This is a genomic window from Achromobacter sp. DH1f, from assembly GCF_000633435.1.
GTDB lineage: Bacteria > Pseudomonadota > Gammaproteobacteria > Burkholderiales > Burkholderiaceae_B > Achromobacter > Achromobacter deleyi.
In genome coordinates this window covers 358709-379565 of record NZ_AYMF01000006.1, presented here as the reverse complement: position 1 = coordinate 379565, position 20857 = coordinate 358709, and the positions used below count along the sequence as shown (strand labels likewise).

Below are 20857 nucleotides of genomic sequence, written 5' to 3'. Positions count from 1 at the left end.
GCTACAGCCTCTCGATCTCGCGGGTGCCGAACAGCCCATAAGGCCGCAGCATCAGCACCACCACCAGCACCACGAAGGTCGCCAGCAATTTGTATTCGCCGCCCAGATAGGCGCCGGCCCAGGCTTCCAGCAAACCGATGAAGATCCCGCCCACCAGCGCGCCCGCCACGCTGTCCAGGCCGCCCACGATCACCACCACCAGCACCGACAGGCCAAATACGCCCATCGACGAAGAAATGCCGCCGATCGCGCCCACGATCACTCCCGACACCGCGGCAATCGCACCCGCTGCCGCCCACGACAGCGAAAACACCCGCGGCACGTTGATGCCCATCGCGTAGGCCGCGCCCTGGTCCGATGCCGTGGCGCGCAGGGCCACCCCGCCGCGCCAGTAGCGAAACACGGCCAGCACCAGCAGCACGAACGCCACCGCCACCCAGAAGCCGTAGAACACCTTGGGCGCCACGAAGGCTTCTCCCACCATCACCGGTGCGCGCGGCATGAATTCGGGCAAGCGGCGCTGGTCCGCCGTCCAGATCAGCTCCACCACCCCCACCAGGATCGACGCCAGCCCCACCGTGATCATGAACACCGAAATCGGCGACTCCCCCAGCATCGGCCGGATCGTCAAACGCTCGACCAGCGCGCCCAGCGCCGCCGACACGCCTACCGCCCCCGCGATCGCCAACCACACCGGCCACGCCATGCCGGCGGCAAAGGCATAGAACACATAGGCGCCCAGCATCAGGAATTCACCGATGGCGATGTTGACCACCCGCGTCGCCTTGTAGACGATCACGAACGCCAGCGCCGCCAGCGCATACAGCCCGCCGCTGCCCAGCCCGGCCAGCGACACTTCCAGGAAGAACAGCCCGTCCATCAGGCCGCCTCCCGCAGCCGGCGCCGCAGGTCGCCCACGTCGCCCGCGCCCAGATAGGCCTTGATGACTTCCGGATCCGCCTGCACCTGCGTCGGCGACCCATCGGCGATCACCTGGCCGAAGTTCAGCACCACCACGTGGTCCGACAGGTCCATCACCATGCCCATGTCGTGCTCCACCATCAGCACGGTCACGCCCCATTCGGCGCGCGCATCCAGGATGAAGCGCGCCATGTCATCGGTTTCCTCGCGGTTCATGCCGGCCACGGGCTCGTCCAGCATCAGCACCTTGGGGTTCATCGCCAGCGCGCGCGCCAGTTCCACGCGCTTTTGCAGCCCGTACGACAGCGCCGCCACCGGCGCATGGCGAATGTGGTCGATCTCCAGGAAATCGATGATGCGTTCTTCGATGTCGGCACGCAGCGCCATTTCCTCGCGGCGGGCGCGGCCCAGGTACAGCAGCGCGTCCAGCACCGTGCTGCGCAGGTGGGCGTGACGCCCCAGCTTGATGTTGTCCAGCACCGTCATGCCGCGAAACAGCGCAATGTTCTGGAAACTGCGCGCCAACCCCAGGCGGGCCCGTTCGGGCGCGGCGACGCGCGTGATGTCGCGGCCCAGAAAGCGGATCGTGCCCGCGGCTGGCCGGTAGAACCCGGAAATGGTGTTGAACAGCGACGTCTTGCCCGCGCCATTGGGGCCGATGACCGTGGTGATGGACCCCGGCGCCACGCGAAAGCCCACGCCGCTGAGCGCCTTGACCCCGCCGAACGCCAACGTGACCCCATCCACCTCCAGCAAGGGAGGGCTGTCGGATTGATCCACCTTTGTCTCCTCGCTGTGTCGCGAAGCTGTTTTTCTAATGGCGGTGAATCAGCGTAGCCCCGAGGCAGGCGATGCAGCGAACCTGTCTTTACCTACGCTGGTACAGCGCCGGAAAATCGTTCTATGCGTTACGCTTGCCGTGCGGATGGTCAACCAAGCAAGCGCTCGGTTCCGACCATAGCATCGTGGTTTTTGGATCGAAAGTTGGTATTTACCCGATAACGGAGACAGGCCATGACCCCTTCCCTTCCGATCTTTCCAACGCTGCTTCTTGATGCCGGCGATGGCATCGCCACCCTTACGTTGAACCAGCCCAACGCGCTAAATGCCATCAGCGTCGCCATGGCGCAAGACCTGCAACGCGCCGCGCAATGGCTCGACACGCAAGGCGATATCCGGGTGGTGCTGCTGCGCGGCGCGGGCAAGGCCTTCTGCGCAGGCGGCGACATCGCGATGTTCGAAGGCGGCCCCGATGCCGTGCGCGACAAGCTGCTCGATCTCTTCACGCCGCTCAACGATTTCCTGTCGCGCATCGTGCGCATGGACAAGATCTGGCTTGCCCAGGTGCACGGCGTGGCCGCGGGCGCCGGCCTGTCCCTGGTGCTGGCCTGCGACCTGGCCATCGCCGATGCCGACACGCGCTTCATGACCGCCTATCTCAAGCTGGGCGCCACGCCCGATGCCGGCATGACGCACGGCCTCATGCGTGTGGTGGGCCCCAAGCGTGCGCTCGACCTGCTGCTGCGCCACGATGCCTTCACCGCCGCCGACGCACAGGCCTGGGGCATCATCACCCGCAGCACCCCCGCGGGCCAGCTCGAACCGCAGGCGCAGGCCTACGCCCAGGCCATCGCCAGCCATGCACCGCACGGCATCGCCGGCGCCAAGCGCTTGCTGCGCAGCGCCGCGCAGGCGTCGCTGGAAACACAATTGGCCGAAGAAACCGCCACCTTCCTGGCGTCGGCCCGGCGCGACGATTTCACCGAAGGCGTCGCCGCCTTCCGCGAAAAACGCGCGCCGCGCTTCCAGGGCCGCTAGGCGCCGCGCCCGCAGGCCGGCTTCAGAACTTGTAGCTGACGCTGGCGATCACGCTGCGCCGCGCGACAGGCACGTGGCCAGCTCAGCCTGCCGCGCTACGCCCGTCCCGCGCGCAACTGCACAGCCTGGGCCCAGCGCCGCGCCACCGACGGCGACGTCGCGCAGGTGGCCGATTCGGTCACCACCCGCACCGCGCGCTCCAGCAACTGGATATCCGCTTCGTGCTGGCGGGCCACGTGCGGGTCTTCGAAGAAGATCACGCGCTGGCATTGATGCTCCAGCACCAGCTCGGCAATCTGGGCGTCGCCCCCCAGCGGGCCGCTCAGGTAGCGATGCACCCAGGGCGTGTCCTTGGGCCAGCCGCGCGACCAGGCCAGGTCGTTCAGGCGGCCGCCCGTCGTGCCCGTCGCCACGCGCCGCGCAAACTGCGACAGCACGTCGAAATGTTCGCTGGCAAATGCCACCATCTCGTCCTTGAGCGCATCGTGGGCAATCAGCGCCAGCGTCTGGCCCGTGTAATTGAACAGCCGCGAGGCCGACACATCCGGCGCCAGGCCGGCATGGATGCGCTCGACCTCCATCCATTCGATGGCGCCAGCCAGCGTCGAAATGAACGGCCGACCGTGCGTGATGCATTGGCGCTTGAGCGCCAGGGCCTCGGGAAAAATCGACGACGGGTCCACGGGATCGATCAGGTAGATCGCGCCGTCGAACGGCGCCTGTCCGTCGCGGCCCTCGGTCACGCGCGCCACCAGCTTCATCAAACCGCCTTCGCGGCCATACGGATAGCGGATCAGGCCGCTATAGCCTTGCAGCATGCCTTCGCGCACGATCGCGTCGTGCGTGCGGCCCACGGTGTGCAACTGCACGCCCAGTTCGCGGATCGTGGACGAACACGCCCGCAACCAGCTGAACAAGGCGGCATCGGGCGTTTCATGGTGCAGTCGGTTGGCGGCCAGGCCAAAGCGCAAAGGGGCAGCGGGCATCGGTAGACTCGGGCGGTTGGAACAACAAGAAGAGCCTTGATGATACCGCGCAGCCGGCGCGCCAAAACAAAAACGCTCCCGGAAGGGAGCGTTTGCGGCGCGGCTCAGTCGGCTTCGTCGATCCAGGCCATCTGGATGGCTTCCAGGATCTTCTCGCCGCTGCGTTCGGGATCATCACTGAACCCGGGCAAGGCCAGCACCCATTCGCGCAGTTGGGTGAAACGCAGCGTCTTGGGGTCGACGTCCGGATGGGCGTCCACCAGCGCTTCGGCGATCTGGTAGGTATCGGTCCACTTCATCAATGGCCCTCTTTGGCGTGGTTGATGGTGTACTTGGGGATCTCGACCGTCAGGTCGGCATCGGTCACCAAGGCCTGGCACGACAGGCGCGAGGTCGGCGTCAGGCCCCAGGCCTTGTCCAGCAGATCCTCTTCGTCGTCGGTCGCGTCTTCCAGCGACGCATAGCCCTGCTTGACCACCACGTGACAGGTCGTGCACGCGCACGACAGCTCGCACGCATGCTCGATGTCGATGTGGTTGTCCAGCAGAACGCGGCAGATCGACACGCCTTTGGGCGCGTCTTCGATCACGGCGCCCTCGGGGCAGTAATCGGGATGAGGCAGTACGGTCAGTTTCGGCATAACTTCTTATCAGGCAATTTCGTCAAGTTTGCGGCCAGCCAGGGCGGCGCGAATGCTGCGGTCCATGCGGCGGGCGGCAAAGTCGTCGGTGGCCGCCGACAAGGCCTCGGTCGCGGCCTTCACCGTGTCCACATCCTGGGCGTCCTGCGCCGCGATCGCCGCTTGCAGGCATTCGTCCACGCGCTTGCGTTCGTCGGCATCCAGCAGATCGCCATCGGCCGCCAGCGCGGCCTGCACCGATTCCACCAACTGGCGCGCATCCACCTGCTGTTCGCGCAACATGCGGGCGCGGGCATCGGAATCGGCCTGCGCCACGCTGTCGGCCAGCATCTGCGCAATCTCGTCGTCGCTCAAACCGTACGACGGCTTGACCGACACCGCGGCCTCGACGCCCTTGCTCTGCTCACGCGCGGTCACGCTCAGCAGCCCGTCCGCATCCACCTGGAAGGTCACGCGAATACGCGCGGCGCCGGCCACCATCGGCGGAATGCCGCGCAGTTCGAAACGCGCCAGCGAGCGGCAATCGGACACCAGGTCGCGTTCGCCTTGCAGCACATGGATGCTCATGGCCGTCTGGCCATCCTTGAACGTCGTGAATTCCTGCGCGCGCGCCACCGGAATGGTGCTGTTGCGGGGAATCACGCGCTCGACCAGGCCACCCATCGTTTCCAGGCCCAGCGACAGCGGAATCACATCCAGCAGCAGCCAGTCTTCGCCCGGTGCGCGGTTGCCGGCCAGCAGATTGGCCTGCAGGGCCGCGCCCAGCGCCACCACCTGGTCCGGGTCCAGATCGGTCAGCGGCTCGGTGCCGAACATCTGGCCCACCGCCGCCCGCACCACGGGCATGCGCGTCGCGCCGCCCACCATCACCACCCCACGCACGTCCGCCGGCTTGAGCTCGGCATCGCGCAGCGCGCGGCGCGCGCATTCCAGCGTGCGCTGGATCAAGGGTTGCGCCAGCGTTTCGAATTCCGCGCGCGTCAAGGTGCGGTCAATCGCCTGGCCGCTGGCCAGCGTCAGTTGCAGACGCGCTTCCCGCGCCTCCGACAGCGCTTCGCGCACCGCACGCGCCGACATCAGCAGGCCACGCCGATCGGCGTGCGTCAGGTCGCCCGCACCAGCCGCCGCCACCACGTGGTCGACGATCAGGGAATCAAAGTCATCGCCGCCCAGCGCGGTATCGCCGCCGGTGGAAATCACCTCGAACACGCCCTGCGTCAAGCGCAGGATCGAGATATCGAACGTGCCGCCGCCCAGGTCGTACACCGCATACACGCCTTCGGCGGCGTTATCCAGGCCGTAGGCAATTGCCGCGGCGGTGGGTTCATTCAACAGGCGCAGCACATTCAGGCCGGCCAGTCGGGCCGCATCGCGGGTGGCCTGGCGCTGCGCGTCATCGAAATACGCCGGCACCGTGATCACGGCACCGACCAGGTCGTCGCCCAGCACATCTTCGGCGCGCTGGCGCAGCACGGCCAGGATCTGCGCCGACACCTCGACCGGGCTCAGGTCGCCCTGCGCCGTGCGGATGCGCACCATGCCGGGCGCGTCCACGAATTCGTACGGGGCGCGCGTGGCGCGCGCCTCTTCCAGCGAACGGCCCATGAAACGCTTGACCGACACCACCGTGTTCAGCGGGTCTTCGGCCTGCTGCGCCAAGGGCTCGCGGCCCGTGGTCACGCGGCCGCCCGGGTAGTAGCGCACCGCCGACGGCAGCAGCACATGCCCCTGCGCGTCAGGCAGCACTTCAGCCACACTGCTGCGCACTGCGGCAACCAGGGAATTGGTCGTGCCCAAATCGATGCCCACCGCCAGCTTGCGCTGGTGCGGTGCGGGCGATTCACCGGGCTCGGAAATCTGCAATAAGGCCATGATTCTATTTTTCTGCTCAGTAGGCGGCAAAGCCTGGGCGCCCGGCGGCCAGGCTCGTCCGGATCGTCAGGCTAGGGATGGGCGTGCGCCAGCTCTTGCGCCAGCTTTTCCACGAACATCCATTCCCGCACCTTCAGGCCCGCGGCCGCGTAGTCGCGCTGTTCGTCCAACAGCCGGGTCAGCGTGGTGCGCATCTGCACGCGGGCGTCCTGCAACTCGACCTGCAGCGCCGCCAGGGCGTCAGCGTCATCGCGCGCATCGTCCAGCATTTCGCGCCAGGTCATCTGCTGCATCAGGAAAGCCGTGTCCATGGACGTGTTGCTCTCGGTCTGCAAATCGACGCCCGCCTGTTCACACAGGTAGCGCGCTCGCAACAGCGGATCGCGCAACAGCCGATAGGCCTCGTTGGCGCGGGCTGCCCACTGCATGGCCACGCGGCGTTCCGCGGGACTGGCGGTGGCAAAGCGGTCGGGATGCACCTGCGCGGCGACGGTCCGCCATGCGGTTTCCAGCGCCTGCGGGTCCAGGTCAAAGCGTGCCGGCAAGCCGAACAGGCTGAAGTGGTCGTCTCCAGCCAAGACTTACACCGTGAACGACTCGCCGCAGCCGCAGGTCGCCTTCTCGTTGGGGTTGCGGAACTTGAAGCCTTCGTTCAGGCCTTCGCGGGCGTAATCCAGCTCGGTGCCGTCCAGGTAGGACAGGCTCTTGGGGTCGACGAATACCTTCACGCCGAAGCTCTCGAAGACCTGGTCTTCGGGCGCCACGTCGTCCACGTACTCCAGCTTGTAGGCCATGCCGGAGCAGCCCGTCGTCCTAACGCCGAGCCGCAAGCCAATACCCTTTCCGCGCTTTTGCAAGTAGCGGCCGATGTGGGTGGCAGCCTGTTGGGTCAGGGTAACGGACATGTCAGTTCGCCACAGCTTCGGCCACGACCGAATGCTTTTCCTTGTAGTTCTGCACGGCGGCCTTGATCGCGTCTTCGGCCAGGATCGAGCAGTGCACCTTCACGGGCGGCAGGGCCAGTTCTTCGGCGATCTGCGTGTTGCGGATGTTCATGGCTTCGTCCAGCGTCTTGCCCTTGACCCATTCGGTCACGAGCGAGCTGGAAGCGATGGCCGAGCCACAGCCGTAGGTCTTGAAACGCGCATCTTCGATGACGCCGGCTTCGTTGACCTTGATCTGCAGCTTCATGACGTCGCCACAGGCGGGCGCGCCGACCATGCCGGTGCCCACCGAGTCGTCCGACTTGTCGAACGAACCGACGTTGCGCGGGTTTTCGTAGTGATCCAGGACTTTGGTGCTGTAAGACATATCAGTTCTCCACGTATTTCGTTGGCGCGGGCGCTCAGTGAGCGGCCCACTGCACGGTATTCAGGTCGACGCCTTCCTTGGCCATTTCCCACAGCGGCGACATGTCGCGCAGCTTGCCGACCCGGCTCTTGAGCAATTCGATGGCGTAATCCACTTCCTTTTCGGTCGTGAAGCGGCCCAGGGTGAAACGGATCGAGCTGTGCGCCAGTTCGTCGTTGCGGCCCAGGGCGCGCAGCACGTACGACGGCTCCAGGCTGGCCGAGGTGCAGGCCGAACCGCTGGACACGGCCAGTTCCTTGATCGCCATGATCAGGGACTCGCCTTCGACATAGTTGAAGCTGACGTTCAGGTTGTGCGGCACGCGCTGGTCCATGTCGCCGTTCAGGTAGACCTCTTCGATCTGCGACAGGCCGGCCCACAGGCGATCACGCAGCATGCGGATGCGCTCGTTTTCGGTGCCCATTTCTTCGCGCGCCAGGCGGAAAGCTTCGCCCATGCCAACGATCTGGTGGGTCGCCAGCGTGCCCGAGCGGAAACCGCGCTCGTGGCCACCGCCATGCATCTGCGCCTCGATGCGCACACGCGGCTTGCGGCGAACGTACAGGGCGCCGATGCCCTTGGGGCCGTAGGTCTTGTGGGCCGAGAACGACATCAGGTCGACCTTCAGCTTCTGCAGGTCGATCTCGACCTTGCCGGTCGCCTGCGCGGCGTCCACATGGAAGATGATGCCCTTCTCGCGGCAGATCTCGCCCAGGGTTTCGATATCCTGGATGACGCCGATTTCGTTGTTCACCATCATCACGGACACCAGCACGGTGTCGGGGCGCAGCGCCGCCTTGAAGACGTCCAGGTCGATCAGGCCGTCGTCCTTGACGTCCAGGTAGGTCACTTCAAAGCCCTGGCGCTCCAGTTCGCGACAGGTATCCAGCACGGCCTTGTGCTCGGTCTTGATCGTGATGATGTGCTTGCCGCGTTCCGCGTAGAAATTGGCAGCGCCCTTGATGGCCAGGTTGTCCGATTCCGTGGCGCCGGAGGTCCAGACGATTTCACGGGGATCGGCATTCACCAGCTTGGCCACTTCTTCGCGGGCGCGTTCGACGGCGTCCTCGGATTCCCAGCCAAAGGCATGGCTGCGCGAAGCGGGATTGCCAAAGTTCTCGTACAGCCAGGGCACCATCTTGTCGACGACGCGGGGGTCGACGGGGGTCGTGGCCGAATAGTCCAGATAGATCGGGCGGGTGGTCATTTCTACAACTCCTGATGCTGCTTATACGGTGGCGTTGGCCGCGACGGTCGTGGTCGGGGCATTGGCGGCGGCATTGGCGCCCCCCCCCCGATTCACACGCACCGCGCAGGCCTGCGCTTGATTGTTGGCTTCCTGCAGTTGGCGCACGCGCTGCTGATCAACCAGATCTTGCAGGGACACCGAATCCAGGTAATCCACCATCTTGCGATTCAACGTCGCCCAGAGCTCGTGCGTCATGCACTTGCCGGGCTTGCCGTCGTTGCCGCTCGTACAGTCCCGCTTGCCGCCGCAGCTGGTTGCATCCAGCGGCTCGTCGACGGCAAAGATGATGTCGGCCACGGTCACGTTGCGCGCCAGGCGAGCAAGCGAGTAGCCGCCGCCGGGGCCGCGCACGCTGTCCACGAGTTCGTGGCGACGCAGTTTCCCGAATAGCTGTTCCAGGTACGAAAGCGAAATGTTCTGACGCTGGCTGATGGCCGCAAGAGTGACCGGGCCGCTATGCTGCCGCATAGCCAGATCGATCATGGCAGTCACGGCGAAACGCCCTTTGGTAGTTAGCCGCATGGTGGGTTCCCTGTGATTCGGCAATGGCCGCCGGCGAATCCGGCGGTCAATACCCGAGTAATTGGCTCAAGTATAGCAAATTCCCGACTAATTTGGTATGGCTCCCGGCTAGAAAAAACCGCGCAGTTGCGCGGTTTTTTTCACTACCAAATTGCCCAAGGCCGCCCGTGGGCGGCCTGGTGCACCAGGGGATCAGGCCGCCTGGTACTGGGTAGCGCGCTTGCGGACCAGCTCGAGCACGCCCTGACAGGCATCTTCGAGGTAGTCGAGCACTTTGCCGAAACCGTCGGCGCCGCCGTAATACGGGTCCGGCACGGTGGCTTCTTCGAACTCGTTGGCAAAGCGCATCAGCAGCATCAGCTTGTGCTGGTAGGCCTTGGGGCACTGCTGCTGCATGGCAGACAGGTTGTCCCAATCCATGGCGAGGATGAGATCGAAGTCGCGGAAATCTTCCGCGGTGACCTGACGCGCCTCGCAGTGCGTGATCTCGTAGCCGCGCTTACGCGCCGCAGCCTGCGCCCGGGCATCAGGCGCCTCGCCGATATGAAACGCGTGCGTGCCCGCGGAGTCGATGCGAACCACATCGCCCAAACCCGCGTCGTTCACCAAATGGCGAAACACGCCCTCTGCGCTCGGCGAGCGACAGATATTGCCCATGCAAACGAAAAGTACCTTGGTCATCATGGGAGTAAGTGTGCGGGAAAACCCGAGATAAGGCAAGCTTTTTTTGCAGCGCCAGCCAGGACGGCGCGCAAATACGTCCCCTTAAATATCAACTATAAATCATATAGTTACGGACTATACTTAAGGTTGCTCGAGATGCTTTCGACAGACCGATTGTCCAAATATTGAGCATGTAAATGGAACGGTGCGCCGCCAACCACGATTCAGCAGGCTGTCAGCGCACAGATACATTTAGATACCCCAATACGGTCAGACCGCCCCATCCAACAGCACCCGCTGCTTCAACGCGTTCAGCGCGTCGCGCGCTGCCGCGGCCTGTTCGAACTCCAGATTGCGGGCGTGGTCCATCATCAGCTTTTCCAGGCGCTTGATCTCGCGCGCCAGGGCCTTTTCATCCTTCAGGAATTCCGCGGGCACCGCGGCTTCCAGGGCGTCGTGCTGTACCGGCGCCACGATGCCGTCGATCAACTCGCGCACGGCCTTGTGCACGCCACGCGCCGTAATGCCGTTGTCGGCATTGAACTGCAGTTGCTTGGTACGGCGGCGGCTGGTTTCCTCCATGGCGCGCTGCATCGAATCGGTGATGCGGTCGGCATACAGGATGGCGTGGCCGTTCAGGTTGCGGGCCGCCCGGCCGATCGTCTGGATCAGGCTGCGCTCGGACCGCAGGAACCCTTCCTTGTCAGCGTCCAGGATGGCCACCAGGGAAACTTCCGGAATATCCAGGCCTTCACGCAGCAGGTTGATCCCCACCAGCACGTCGAACGTGCCCAGGCGCAGGTCGCGGATGATTTCGACGCGTTCCACCGTATCGATGTCCGAGTGCAGGTAGCGCACCCGCACCCCGTGCTCGGACAGGAAGTCCGTCAGGTCTTCGGCCATGCGCTTGGTCAGGGTGGTGACGAGCACCCGCTCGCCCTGCCCCACGCGCGCCTTGATCTGGCCCAACAAGTCGTCCACCTGTGTGCGGGCAGGCAGCACCTCGACAATCGGATCGACCAGGCCGGTGGGACGAACCACCTGCTCGATGACGTTGTCGGTGTGCTCTTTCTCGTAGGCGGCGGGCGTAGCCGACACGAACACGCATTGGCGCATCCGGGCCTCGAACTCCTCGAGCTTGAGAGGCCGGTTGTCCAATGCCGACGGCAGGCGAAAGCCATACTGCACCAGCGTCTCTTTGCGCGACCGGTCGCCGCGATACATGGCACTGAGCTGGCCGATGGTGACGTGGCTTTCGTCGATGAACATCAACGCATCGGACGGCAGGTAGTCGATCAGCGTGGGCGGCGGATCACCCGGAGCCGCGCCCGACAGATGGCGCGAGTAGTTCTCGATGCCCTTGCAGAAGCCCAGCTCCTGCAGCATTTCGAGGTCAAAGCGGGTGCGCTGCTCAAGGCGCTGGGCCTCGACAAGGTGGCCGTCATCGACAAAGCGTTTGACTCGTTCGCGCAGTTCTTCCTTGATGGTCTCGATGGCGCGCATGACCGTGTCGCGCGGCGTCACGTAGTGCGAGCCGGGGTAGACGGTAAAGCGCGGCAGCTTCTGGCGGATACGGCCGGTCAGCGGATCGAACAGCTCCAGGCTTTCGATCTCGTCATCGAACAAGGTCAGCCGCAGTGCCAGTTCGGCGCTTTCGGCCGGGAAGATGTCGATGGTTTCGCCGCGCACCCGGAACACGCCGCGCGTGAATTCCGCGTCGTTGCGGGTGTACTGCATCGCCACCAGGCGCGCCAGGACCTCGCGCCGCGAGATCTGGTCGCCGGCGCGCAGGATCAGCACCATCGCGTGGTAGTCGCCCGGGTTGCCGATACCGTAGATACACGACACCGTGCCGACGATGATCGTGTCGCGGCGTTCCAGCAGACTCTTGGTGGCCGACAGCCGCATCTGCTCGATGTGCTCATTGATGGACGAGTCCTTTTCAATGAACAGGTCGCGCGTGGGCACGTAGGCTTCGGGCTGGTAGTAATCGTAGTACGACACGAAATACTCGATGGCGTTCTTGGGGAAGAACTCGCGCATCTCGGCGTACAGCTGGGCTGCCAGGGTCTTATTCGGGGCCAGAACCAACGCCGGCCGCCCGAGCTGGGCAATGACGTTGGCCATGGTGTAGGTCTTGCCCGACCCGGTCACGCCCAGCAAGGTCTGGAACATCAGGCCATCCTGGATGCCCTGCACCAGGCCCTCGATGGCCGCGGGCTGGTCGCCGGCGGGCGGGTACGGTTGGTACAGATGAAACGGGCTGTCCGGAAAATCCACGAACCCGGCCCCTGCCGGGCCCGCACCGGGTACAGCCGTAACGGGGGCAGCGCCGGTCGATGCGATGGTCGATTCGCTGGCTGCGCCAGCGGTTGCACCAGCGGCCGCCGCGCCCGCAGCACTCGGGTCTATTGCGCTCTTAGGCATGCTAGACTGTTCCCAGGGTAAACCCCCCATTATCCACAGCACTTCCCACTGCGTCCACTCACCCTCAGCAGAGTCCCATGAGCACCCTTTTCGATTCCGTCGAACTCGCGCCGCGCGACCCCATCCTTGGTCTGAACGAACAATACAACGCGGATACCCGCCCCGGTAAAGTCAACCTGGGCGTTGGCGTGTACTACGACGATCAGGGTCGGATTCCCCTGCTGGGCGCCGTGCGCAAGGCCGAAATCGCCCGCATCGAAGCCGCCGCTGCCCGCGGCTACCTGCCGATCGAAGGCATCGCCGGCTACAACCAGGGCGCGCAAGCCCTGCTGATCGGCAAGGATTCCCCGCTGGTCACCGAAGGCCGCGTCCTCACCACCCAGGCTCTGGGCGGCACCGGCGCCCTCAAGATCGGCGCCGACTTCCTGCGCCAGCTGTTGCCGACCTCCAAGGTCCTGATCAGCGATCCCAGCTGGGAAAACCACCGCGCGCTGTTCGAACGCGCCGGTTTCGAAGTCGGCACCTACGCCTACTACGACGCCGCCACCCGCGGCCTGAATTTCGACGGCATGCTGGCTGCCCTGAAGGCCGCGCCGGCCCAGACCGTCGTCGTGCTGCACGCTTGCTGCCACAACCCCACGGGTGTGGACCCCACCTTCGAACAATGGCAGCAGATCGCCGCCGTCGTGAAGGAAAACAACCTGGTCCCGTTCCTGGACATCGCCTACCAGGGCTTCGGCGATGGCCTCAAGGAAGATGCCGCCGTCGTGCGCCTGTTCGCCGACCTGAACATGACCATGTTCATCAGCTCGTCGTTCTCGAAGTCGTTCTCGCTGTACGGCGAGCGCGTCGGTGCCCTGACCGTCGTAGCCGGCAGCAAAGACCAGGCCACCCGCGTCCTGAGCCAGCTCAAGCGCGTCATCCGCACCAACTACTCCAACCCGCCCACCCACGGCGGCACGATCGTCTCGACCGTCCTCAACACGCCTGAACTGTTCGCCATGTGGGAACAGGAACTGGGCGCCATGCGCGACCGCATCCGCCTGATGCGCAAGCACCTGGTCGAGAAAATCAAGGAACACGGCGGCAAGCAGGACTTCAGCTTCGTGCTGCAGCAGCGCGGCATGTTCTCGTATTCGGGCCTGTCCTCGGCCCAGGTCGACCGCCTGCGCGAAGAGCACGGCGTCTACGCCGTCTCCAGCGGCCGCATCTGCGTCGCCGCCCTGAACAGCGGCAACATCGACCAGGTCGCCAAGGGCATCGCCGCGGTGCTGTAAAGCGCCTCGCAAAGCCGGCACCTGCCAGACGGGACCTTCGGGTCCCGTTTTTTATTGCACGCCTGCCATGGCCGCTTGCCGCCGCAATCGACACCCGCTTGCTTTTTTGCGTTATGTCCCCCAGAATGCTGCTGTATATATGTACAGTCCGACCCCAACGGATCATCGCCATGGCCAGCAAACTCACTGATCGTCAACAGCAAATCCTGGACCTCATCCGGCAAACCGTCGCGCGCACAGGCTTTCCGCCCACCCGCGCCGAAATTGCCCTGGCCCTGGGATTTCGCTCGCCCAACGCGGCCGAAGACCATCTCAAGGCCCTGGCCCGCAAAGGTGCCATCGAACTCACGGCCGGCGCCTCGCGCGGCATCCGCCTGAAAGACGCCTCGGCCTCCCCCACGCAAGCCGCCCTGCCCCTGCCGGGCCTGGCGCAACTGCTCCTGCCGCTGGTAGGTCGAGTGGCCGCGGGCAGCCCCATCCTGGCCGCCGAGCACGTCGAACGCGAAATCGGCGTCGACTCCAGCCTGTTCGCCCAAGCGCCCGACTACCTGCTCAAGGTCCGCGGCATGAGCATGCGCGATGCCGGCATCCTCGAAGGCGATCTGCTCGCCGTCAAGAAAGCCTCCGAAGCCCGTAATGGCCAGATCGTGGTGGCCCGCCTGGGCGACGACGTCACCGTCAAGCGCCTGCAACGCCAGCATGGCCGTATCGAGCTGCTGCCCGAAAACCCCGACTTCGACACCATCGTGGTCGAAGCCGACCAGGAATTCGCCCTTGAAGGCATAGCGGTCGGCCTGATCCGCACGCACGCGCTGCATTGATTCGGCACTGAACCGCGCGCCGGGCGGGCCTTTCAGGCCTTGCCAAGCCACGCACAGCGCCCACTTCGCCCGCGTAGTTCAGGCACACTGCCGTTCAGAGGCAAGCCCCAAAAAAGAAACCCCGCCATGGCGGGGTTTCTTTTTGAAGGCGCTGCTGGCAGCGCCTTGCAGGCCGGGATCAGTGCTTGAGCACCGGATCCGTCGAACCCGGCTCGGCCGGCTTGGCCACCAGCGGTTCCTTGACCGCCTCGTCTTCAGCCAGCGGTTCGGGCAGACGCTCCAGAGCCAGTTCCAGCACCTTGTCGATCCAGCGGACCGGCACGATCTCGAGATGGTTCTTGACGTTGTCCGGGATCTCCGCCAAATCCTTGACGTTTTCTTCCGGGATCAAGACCGTCTTGATGCCACCGCGGTGGGCGGCCAGCAGCTTTTCCTTCAAGCCGCCGATCGGCAGGACTTCGCCGCGCAGCGTGATTTCGCCGGTCATGGCGACATCGGCGCGCACCGGGATGCGCGACAGCGCCGACACCATGGCCGTGGTGATCGCGATACCCGCGGACGGACCGTCCTTGGGCGTCGCGCCTTCCGGCACGTGCACGTGCATGTCGTGCTTCTCGAAGACGCTGTCGGCAAAGCCCAGGCGACGTGCCCGCGAGCGCACCACCGTACGAGCCGCTTCGACCGATTCCTTCATCACGTCACCCAGCGAACCGGTGCGTTGGATCACGCCCTTGCCGGGCATGTCTGCCACTTCGATCGTGAGCAGGTCGCCACCGACTTCCGTCCAGGCCAGGCCGGTCACTTGGCCGATCTGGTTTTCCTTTTCGGCCATGCCGAAGGTGTAGCGGCGCACGCCGAGGTAGTCGCTGAGGTTGTCGCCCGTGACATTGACCGGCTTGACCTCGAGAGTCTTGCCTTCGGCCTTGGCACGATCGGTCTGGGTCAGCAATTGCTTGATGACCTTGCGGCAGATCTTGCCCACTTCGCGTTCGAGCGCACGCACACCGGCTTCGCGGGTGTAGTAGCGCACGATGTCGCGCAAGGCGCTGTCATCGACGGTCAGCTCGGTATCCTTCACGCCGTTGTTCTTCATCAGCTTGGGCAGCAGATGGTCGCGGGCGATGTGGATCTTTTCTTCCTCGGTGTAACCCGACAGGCGGATCACTTCCATGCGGTCCAGCAGCGCCGGCGGAATGTTCAGCGTGTTGCTGGTCGCCACGAACATGACGTCGGACAGATCGAAGTCGACCTCGATGTAGTGGTCCTGGAACGTGTGGTTCTGTTCAGGGTCCAGCACTTCGAGCAGCGCCGACGAGGGATCGCCGCGGAAATCCATGCCCAGCTTGTCGATTTCGTCGAGCAGGAACAAGGGATTGCGCACGCCGACCTTCGACATGTTCTGGACGATCTTGCCCGGCATCGAACCGATGTAGGTCCGGCGATGGCCGCGGATCTCGGCTTCGTCGCGCACGCCGCCCAGGGCCATGCGCACGAACTTGCGGTTCGTGGCCTTGGCGATGGACTGGCCGAGCGAGGTCTTGCCGACGCCCGGAGGGCCGACCAGGCACAGGATCGGCGCCTTGACCTTGTCCACGCGCTGTTGCACGGCAAGATATTCAAGGATGCGTTCCTTCACCTTTTCCAGGCCGTAGTGGTCGTTGTCCAGTACGGTTTCAGCGTTGGAGATGGAATTGTTGATCTTGCTCTTCTTTCTCCAGGGGAGATTGATGAGCGTATCGATGTAGTTGCGCACCACGGTGGCTTCGGCCGACATGGGCGACATGAGCTTGAGCTTCTTGAGCTCGGCATCGGCCTTCTTACGTGCCTCTTTGGGCATGTGGGCAGCGATGATCTTCTTTTCGAGCTCTTCGATGTCCGCGCCTTCTTCGCCTTCGCCCAACTCTTTCTGAATGGCCTTGACCTGCTCATTCAGGTAGTAGTCGCGCTGGCTCTTTTCCATCTGCTTCTTCACGCGGCCGCGAATCCGCTTCTCGACCTGGAGGATGTCGATTTCGGTTTCCAGCTGCGTGAGCAAGCCTTCGAGGCGCTCGGAGGTGCCGACGATCTCGAGCATTTTTTGCTTCTGCTCGAGCTTCAGCGGAAGATGCGCGGCGATCGTGTCGGCCAGGCGGCCGGCGTCATCGATGCCGGCGAGCGAGGTCAGGATCTCCGGAGGGATCTTCTTGTTCAGTTTGACGTATTGCTCGAACTGGGCAACGATCGCGCGGCGCAGGGCCTCGGTTTCGGAGCCTTGGACGGCGTCCGGTTCGATCGGGGTGACCTGGCACGTAAAGTGCGAATCGGCGTCTTCGATGCTGTTGATGCGGGCACGCTGGGTGCCTTCGACCAGCACCTTGACGGTGCCGTCGGGCAGCTTGAGCATCTGCAGGATACCGGCAACGCAGCCGATCTCGTAGACGTCTTCGGGGGTGGGATCATCCTTGCCGGCGGACTTTTGGGCCACCAGCATGATGCTCTTGCCCGCTTCCATCGCAACCTCGAGCGCGCGAATCGAGCGCGGACGGCCGACGAACAGCGGGATGACCATGTGCGGGAACACTACGACATCGCGCAGTGGCAGCAGGGGAAGGTCGATCGGGTCGGAAGGCAGGGTCTGGCTGGCAGACATAGGAGGTTCCTCGGTATGACTCGGCGTATCGGGGACAGGATGACCGGGTATACCCGGGCATCTTCGTCAGTTACGTCTGTTATGGGAACAATAGCCGAAAATTCAAGATCCCGGCTGCCGGATAAACAAAACGGCAAAAAAAACAGCGGCCGGTATCCCTTGTTTTCTTGGACACGCCCCGAGAGCATGCGTTCAACGCCTGGCCCCGAGGTAAAAAAACCCGTTACGAGAACGGGTTTTTCTGAAATAACCGTCAGGCCGCGGCGTCGCGGACTTCTCCGCGCTCGGGCTTTTCGGCGGCGCTTTCTTCGTCCGCGTAGATCAGCAAGGGCTTGCCCTCGCCTTCGATCGCGCCTTCGTCCAGCACCACGCGCTTGACGTTGCCTTGCGACGGCAGGTCATACATGGTGTCGAGCAGGGCCTGCTCGATGATGGAACGCAGGCCGCGGGCGCCGGTCTTGCGCTTGAGCGCCTTGCGGGCGATGGCCTTCAAGGCGGCCGGGCGCACGTCCAGCTCGGCGCCTTCCATGGCGAACAGCTTCTGGAACTGCTTGAGCAGGGCGTTCTTGGGCTCGGTCAGGATCTGGACCAGCGCGGCTTCGTCGAGCTCGTCCAGGGTGGCGACCACCGGCAGACGGCCGACCAGTTCGGGGATCAGGCCGAACTTGATCAGGTCTTCGGGTTCGACTTCCGAGAACAGCTCGCCCACGCCGCGTTCGGACTTGGCGCGCACGGAGGCCGAGAAGCCGATGCCCGACTTTTCGGTACGGTCGCGGATGACCTTTTCGAGTCCGTCGAAGGCACCGCCGACGATGAACAGGATGTTGGTCGTGTCGACCTGAACGAAGTCCTGGTTGGGGTGCTTGCGCCCGCCCTGCGGGGGCACCGAGGCCACCGTTCCTTCGATCAGCTTGAGCAAGGCCTGCTGCACGCCTTCGCCCGATACGTCGCGGGTGATGGACGGGTTGTCGGACTTGCGGGAAATCTTGTCGATTTCGTCGATGTAGATAATGGCGCGCTGCGCCTTCTCGACTTCATAGTTGCAGTTCTGCAGCAACTTCTGAATGATGTTTTCGACGTCTTCGCCCACGTAACCGGCTTCGGTCAGCGTGGTGGCATCGGCCATGACGAACGGAACGTTCAGCATACGCGCCAGCGTTTGCGCCAGCAACGTCTTGCCCGACCCGGTGGGGCCGATCAGCATGATGTTGCTCTTGGACAACTCGACTTCGTCGCCCTTGATTTCGCCGTGGCGAATGCGCTTGTAGTGGTTGTAGACGGCCACCGCCAGCATGCGCTTGGGCGAGGTCTGCCCAATGACGTACTGGTCGAGGAACGTCTTGATCTCAGCCGGAGTGGGCAGTTCGGAACGAATCGCCGCGCGCGCGGTAGCCTGCGCTTCCTCGCGGATGATGTCGTTGCACAGGTCTATGCATTCATCGCAGATGAATACCGACGGACCCGCGATCAGCTTGCGGACTTCGTGCTGGCTTTTATTGCAAAACGAGCAATGCAGCACTTTTGCGTCTGCCGATCCCTTTTTTTCTGGCATATGTAGTCGTATCTCAGGTAAAGAAGCGCCGGACCGGGTAAACGGCCCGGCGCCTGCGCTTACTCAAACGTGGCGGTAGCGGGTCAGACTCAACCGGGAAGTCAGCCTTCCGAACGGGAGGTCATCACCTTGTCCACCAGTCCATACGATACCGCATCTTCGGCGGACATGAAGTTGTCACGTTCCGTGTCCAGGGCGATGCGCTCGATCGACTGGCCGGTGTTGTCGGCCAGGATGCGATTGAGACGCTCGCGCAGATCCAGGATCTCGCGAGCCTGGATCTGGATGTCGGAGGCCTGCCCCTGGGCGCCGCCCGAGGGCTGGTGGATCATGATGCGCGAGTTGGGCAAGGTGAAACGCTTGCCCTTCTTGCCAGCCGCCAGCAGGAAGGCGCCCATGCTGGCCGCCAGGCCGGTGCACAGGGTCGACACGTCCGGCTTGATGAACTGCATGGTGTCGTAGATGGCCATGCCCGCGTACACCGACCCGCCAGGCGAGTTGATGTACAGGGAAATGTCCTTGTCAGGATTCTCCGATTCCAGGAACAGCAACTGCGCCACGACCAGGTTGGCCGTTGCGTCGTTGACCGGGCCCACCAGGAAGATGAGCCGCTCGCGGAGCAGACGCGAATAGATGTCGTAGGCGCGTTCGCCGCGCCCCGACTGCTCGATCACCATGGGAATGTAGCCCAGGCCGGTGGGGGTCACCGACGACCCGCCATTCATTGCCGCATAGAAATCGGTGAATCTCTGCATAGTGTTACGCCATCCCCATCAACTGATCGAAAGGCACCTTTTCTTCGGTGACCTTGGCCTTGTCCAGAACGTGTGCAACGACGTTGTCTTCGAGCACGATAGCCTCGATTTCAGCACGACGTTGACGGTCAGCCAGGTAATAGCTGACAACCTGGGCGGGTTGTTCGTAGTTTTCCGCGAATTCTTCGATGCGGGCACGAACCTGTTCCGGCTTGGCTTGCAGCTGGGCTTGCTTGACCAGTTCGGACACCAGCAGACCCAGGCGCACGCGGCGCTCGGATTCGGTGGAGAAGGCTTCGGCGGGGATCGGCACGGACTCGGCGTTCGGCACACCGCGTTGCTTGAGCTCTTCGCGGGCAGCGGCGATGCGGCTTTGCACGTCGTTGTCGACCAGGGCCTTCGGCACGTCGAACTTGCCGGCTTCGACCAGGGCGTCCATCACGCTGGACTTGGTACGGCCTTGCGAGCGGACCTTGACTTCGCGTTCGATGTTGCTGCGGATGTCGGCCTTCAGCTTTTCGACGTCGCCTTCGGCCTGGCCGAGGGACTTGGCGAATTCAGCGTTCAGCTCGGGCAGGACGCCTTCAGCCACTTCCTTGACGGTGATGGTGAATTCGGCGGTCTTGCCGGCGACTTCCTTGCCTTGGTAGTCGTCAGGGAACTTCAGCGGGAAGACCTTGGATTCGCCAGCCTTCAGGCCGCGGGCGGCTTCTTCGAATTCCGGCAGCATGCGGCCTTGGCCGAGCACGAACGGGAAGTCTTCGGCCTTGCCGCCTTCGAACGGCACGCCGTCGATGGTGCCGGCGAAGTCGAGGGTGACGCGGTCGCCGTCTTGCGAGGCGCGGCCTTCACGGGCTTCGAACGTGGCGCGCTGCTTGCGCAGGACGTCCAGGGTCTGTTGCACTTCGGCGTCGGTGACGGCGGTGTCAAAGCGGGTGACGGTCAGTGCCGACAGGTCGGGCACGGCGACTTCGGGGTAGACCTCGAACGTGGCGGTGAACGCCAGCGTGTCGTCGGTGACGCCTTCGGTCTTGGGTTCCAGGTTCGGGGCACCGGCGACGCGCAGCTTGGCGCCGTCGACGGCTTGTTCGAACGCACGGCCAACTTGGCTATTGATCACGTCGTAGCGGATGCCGGGGCCATGGCTGCGCTCGAGCATGGCGAGCGGCGCCTTGCCGGGACGGAAGCCGGGCACCTTGGCGGTACGGGCCACGCGCTTCAATTGCGCCTGGACTTCCTTTTCGACGTCGGCCACCGAGACGGCCAGATCAACACGGCGCTCCAGGCCGGAGAGGGTTTCAACCACAGGCTGCATTAAAAGACCTATTTTCCGAGAGATAAGAGATGACGGGCGGATAAACGCGCCATTTTACCG

Annotated in this window: 20 protein-coding genes; 3 read left to right on the top strand and 17 right to left on the bottom strand. The window is 64.0% G+C overall.

Translation table 11 applies throughout. The annotated features are described in order from the left end of the window. Window position 1 precedes the first annotated feature (1 nt). Together U858_RS0104565 and U858_RS0104560 are read right to left on the bottom strand one after the other, a co-directional pair. Window positions 2-880: a branched-chain amino acid ABC transporter permease gene (locus U858_RS0104565; protein WP_025136005.1), complete on the bottom strand. Its 879-nt coding sequence runs from the start codon at window positions 878-880 to the stop codon at window positions 2-4. Then, complete coding sequence (locus tag U858_RS0104560; RefSeq protein ID WP_369797636.1) at window positions 880-1677, bottom strand: ABC transporter ATP-binding protein; 798 nt, start codon at window positions 1675-1677, stop codon at window positions 880-882. Before U858_RS0104560 ends, U858_RS0104565 begins: the two co-directional genes overlap by 1 nt. Window positions 1678-1935: 258 nt before the next feature. On the opposite strand from U858_RS0104560, the gene U858_RS0104555 reads away from it, so the two are divergent. Continuing rightward, on the top strand, window positions 1936-2739 hold the full coding sequence (locus U858_RS0104555) for an enoyl-CoA hydratase/isomerase family protein (RefSeq protein WP_025136003.1): 804 nt from the start codon (window positions 1936-1938) through the stop codon (window positions 2737-2739). A gap of 95 nt (window positions 2740-2834) precedes the next feature. Here U858_RS0104555 and U858_RS0104550 read toward each other — a convergent pair whose 3' ends face one another. The 11 genes from U858_RS0104550 to uvrB all read right to left on the bottom strand — a co-directional run bounded on the left by U858_RS0104550 (window position 2835) and on the right by uvrB (window position 12448). Beyond that, window positions 2835-3725: a methylglyoxal synthase gene (locus U858_RS0104550; protein WP_025136002.1), complete on the bottom strand. Its 891-nt coding sequence runs from the start codon at window positions 3723-3725 to the stop codon at window positions 2835-2837. A gap of 104 nt (window positions 3726-3829) precedes the next feature. Continuing rightward, the gene (gene iscX / locus U858_RS0104545) at window positions 3830-4024 is read right to left on the bottom strand and encodes a Fe-S cluster assembly protein IscX (RefSeq protein ID WP_025136001.1); all 195 of its coding nucleotides are present in this window, start codon (window positions 4022-4024) and stop codon (window positions 3830-3832) included. Beyond that, on the bottom strand, window positions 4024-4365 hold the full coding sequence (gene fdx, locus U858_RS0104540) for an ISC system 2Fe-2S type ferredoxin (RefSeq protein ID WP_006395860.1): 342 nt from the start codon (window positions 4363-4365) through the stop codon (window positions 4024-4026). Before fdx ends, iscX begins: the two co-directional genes overlap by 1 nt. A gap of 9 nt (window positions 4366-4374) precedes the next feature. Continuing rightward, the gene (hscA, locus tag U858_RS0104535; RefSeq protein WP_025136000.1) at window positions 4375-6237 is read right to left on the bottom strand and encodes a Fe-S protein assembly chaperone HscA; all 1863 of its coding nucleotides are present in this window, start codon (window positions 6235-6237) and stop codon (window positions 4375-4377) included. Between the two features lie 71 nt (window positions 6238-6308). Further along, window positions 6309-6815: a Fe-S protein assembly co-chaperone HscB gene (gene hscB, locus U858_RS0104530; protein WP_025135999.1), complete on the bottom strand. Its 507-nt coding sequence runs from the start codon at window positions 6813-6815 to the stop codon at window positions 6309-6311. A gap of 3 nt (window positions 6816-6818) precedes the next feature. Beyond that, the gene (gene iscA, locus U858_RS0104525) at window positions 6819-7142 is read right to left on the bottom strand and encodes an iron-sulfur cluster assembly protein IscA (RefSeq protein WP_025135998.1); all 324 of its coding nucleotides are present in this window, start codon (window positions 7140-7142) and stop codon (window positions 6819-6821) included. 1 nt (window position 7143) lies between these two features. Then, window positions 7144-7548 carry a Fe-S cluster assembly scaffold IscU gene (gene iscU, locus U858_RS0104520; RefSeq protein ID WP_025135997.1) on the bottom strand — a complete coding sequence of 135 codons (405 nt, stop codon included), beginning with the start codon at window positions 7546-7548 and terminating at the stop codon, window positions 7144-7146. 34 nt (window positions 7549-7582) lie between these two features. After that, window positions 7583-8794 (bottom strand): IscS subfamily cysteine desulfurase, encoded by a 1212-nt coding sequence (locus U858_RS0104515; protein WP_025135996.1) that lies wholly within the window; start codon window positions 8792-8794, stop codon window positions 7583-7585. Between the two features lie 21 nt (window positions 8795-8815). Then, window positions 8816-9358: a Fe-S cluster assembly transcriptional regulator IscR gene (iscR, locus tag U858_RS0104510; protein ID WP_025135995.1), complete on the bottom strand. Its 543-nt coding sequence runs from the start codon at window positions 9356-9358 to the stop codon at window positions 8816-8818. 192 nt (window positions 9359-9550) lie between these two features. Next, on the bottom strand, window positions 9551-10042 hold the full coding sequence (locus tag U858_RS0104505) for a low molecular weight protein-tyrosine-phosphatase (protein ID WP_006386176.1): 492 nt from the start codon (window positions 10040-10042) through the stop codon (window positions 9551-9553). Window positions 10043-10291: 249 nt separating this feature from the next. Continuing rightward, window positions 10292-12448, bottom strand: coding sequence for an excinuclease ABC subunit UvrB (uvrB, locus tag U858_RS0104500; protein WP_232786490.1), 2157 nt, complete (start codon window positions 12446-12448; stop codon window positions 10292-10294). 77 nt (window positions 12449-12525) lie between these two features. Between uvrB and U858_RS0104495 the strand changes: the two genes are divergently transcribed. Both U858_RS0104495 and lexA read left to right on the top strand, forming a co-directional pair. Further along, window positions 12526-13725: an amino acid aminotransferase gene (locus U858_RS0104495; RefSeq protein ID WP_025135993.1), complete on the top strand. Its 1200-nt coding sequence runs from the start codon at window positions 12526-12528 to the stop codon at window positions 13723-13725. A 170-nt stretch (window positions 13726-13895) separates the two neighbouring features. Then, window positions 13896-14546 (top strand): transcriptional repressor LexA, encoded by a 651-nt coding sequence (gene lexA, locus U858_RS0104490; protein ID WP_025135992.1) that lies wholly within the window; start codon window positions 13896-13898, stop codon window positions 14544-14546. A gap of 178 nt (window positions 14547-14724) precedes the next feature. On the opposite strand, the gene lon is transcribed toward lexA, so the two are convergent. From lon to tig, 4 genes are all read right to left on the bottom strand, one after another. After that, on the bottom strand, window positions 14725-17175 hold the full coding sequence (gene lon, locus U858_RS0104485; protein WP_025135991.1) for an endopeptidase La: 2451 nt from the start codon (window positions 17173-17175) through the stop codon (window positions 14725-14727). Between the two features lie 253 nt (window positions 17176-17428). Continuing rightward, window positions 17429-18727, bottom strand: a complete 1299-nt coding sequence (gene clpX, locus U858_RS0104480) for an ATP-dependent Clp protease ATP-binding subunit ClpX (RefSeq protein ID WP_025135990.1) — start codon at window positions 18725-18727, stop codon at window positions 17429-17431. A 101-nt stretch (window positions 18728-18828) separates the two neighbouring features. Then, on the bottom strand, window positions 18829-19482 hold the full coding sequence (gene clpP / locus U858_RS0104475; protein WP_006395872.1) for an ATP-dependent Clp endopeptidase proteolytic subunit ClpP: 654 nt from the start codon (window positions 19480-19482) through the stop codon (window positions 18829-18831). Between the two features lie 4 nt (window positions 19483-19486). Then, entirely contained in the window at window positions 19487-20797 is a 1311-nt protein-coding gene (gene tig, locus U858_RS0104470; protein WP_025135989.1) for a trigger factor, read from the bottom strand. Between the last annotated feature and the right edge of the window lie 60 nt (window positions 20798-20857).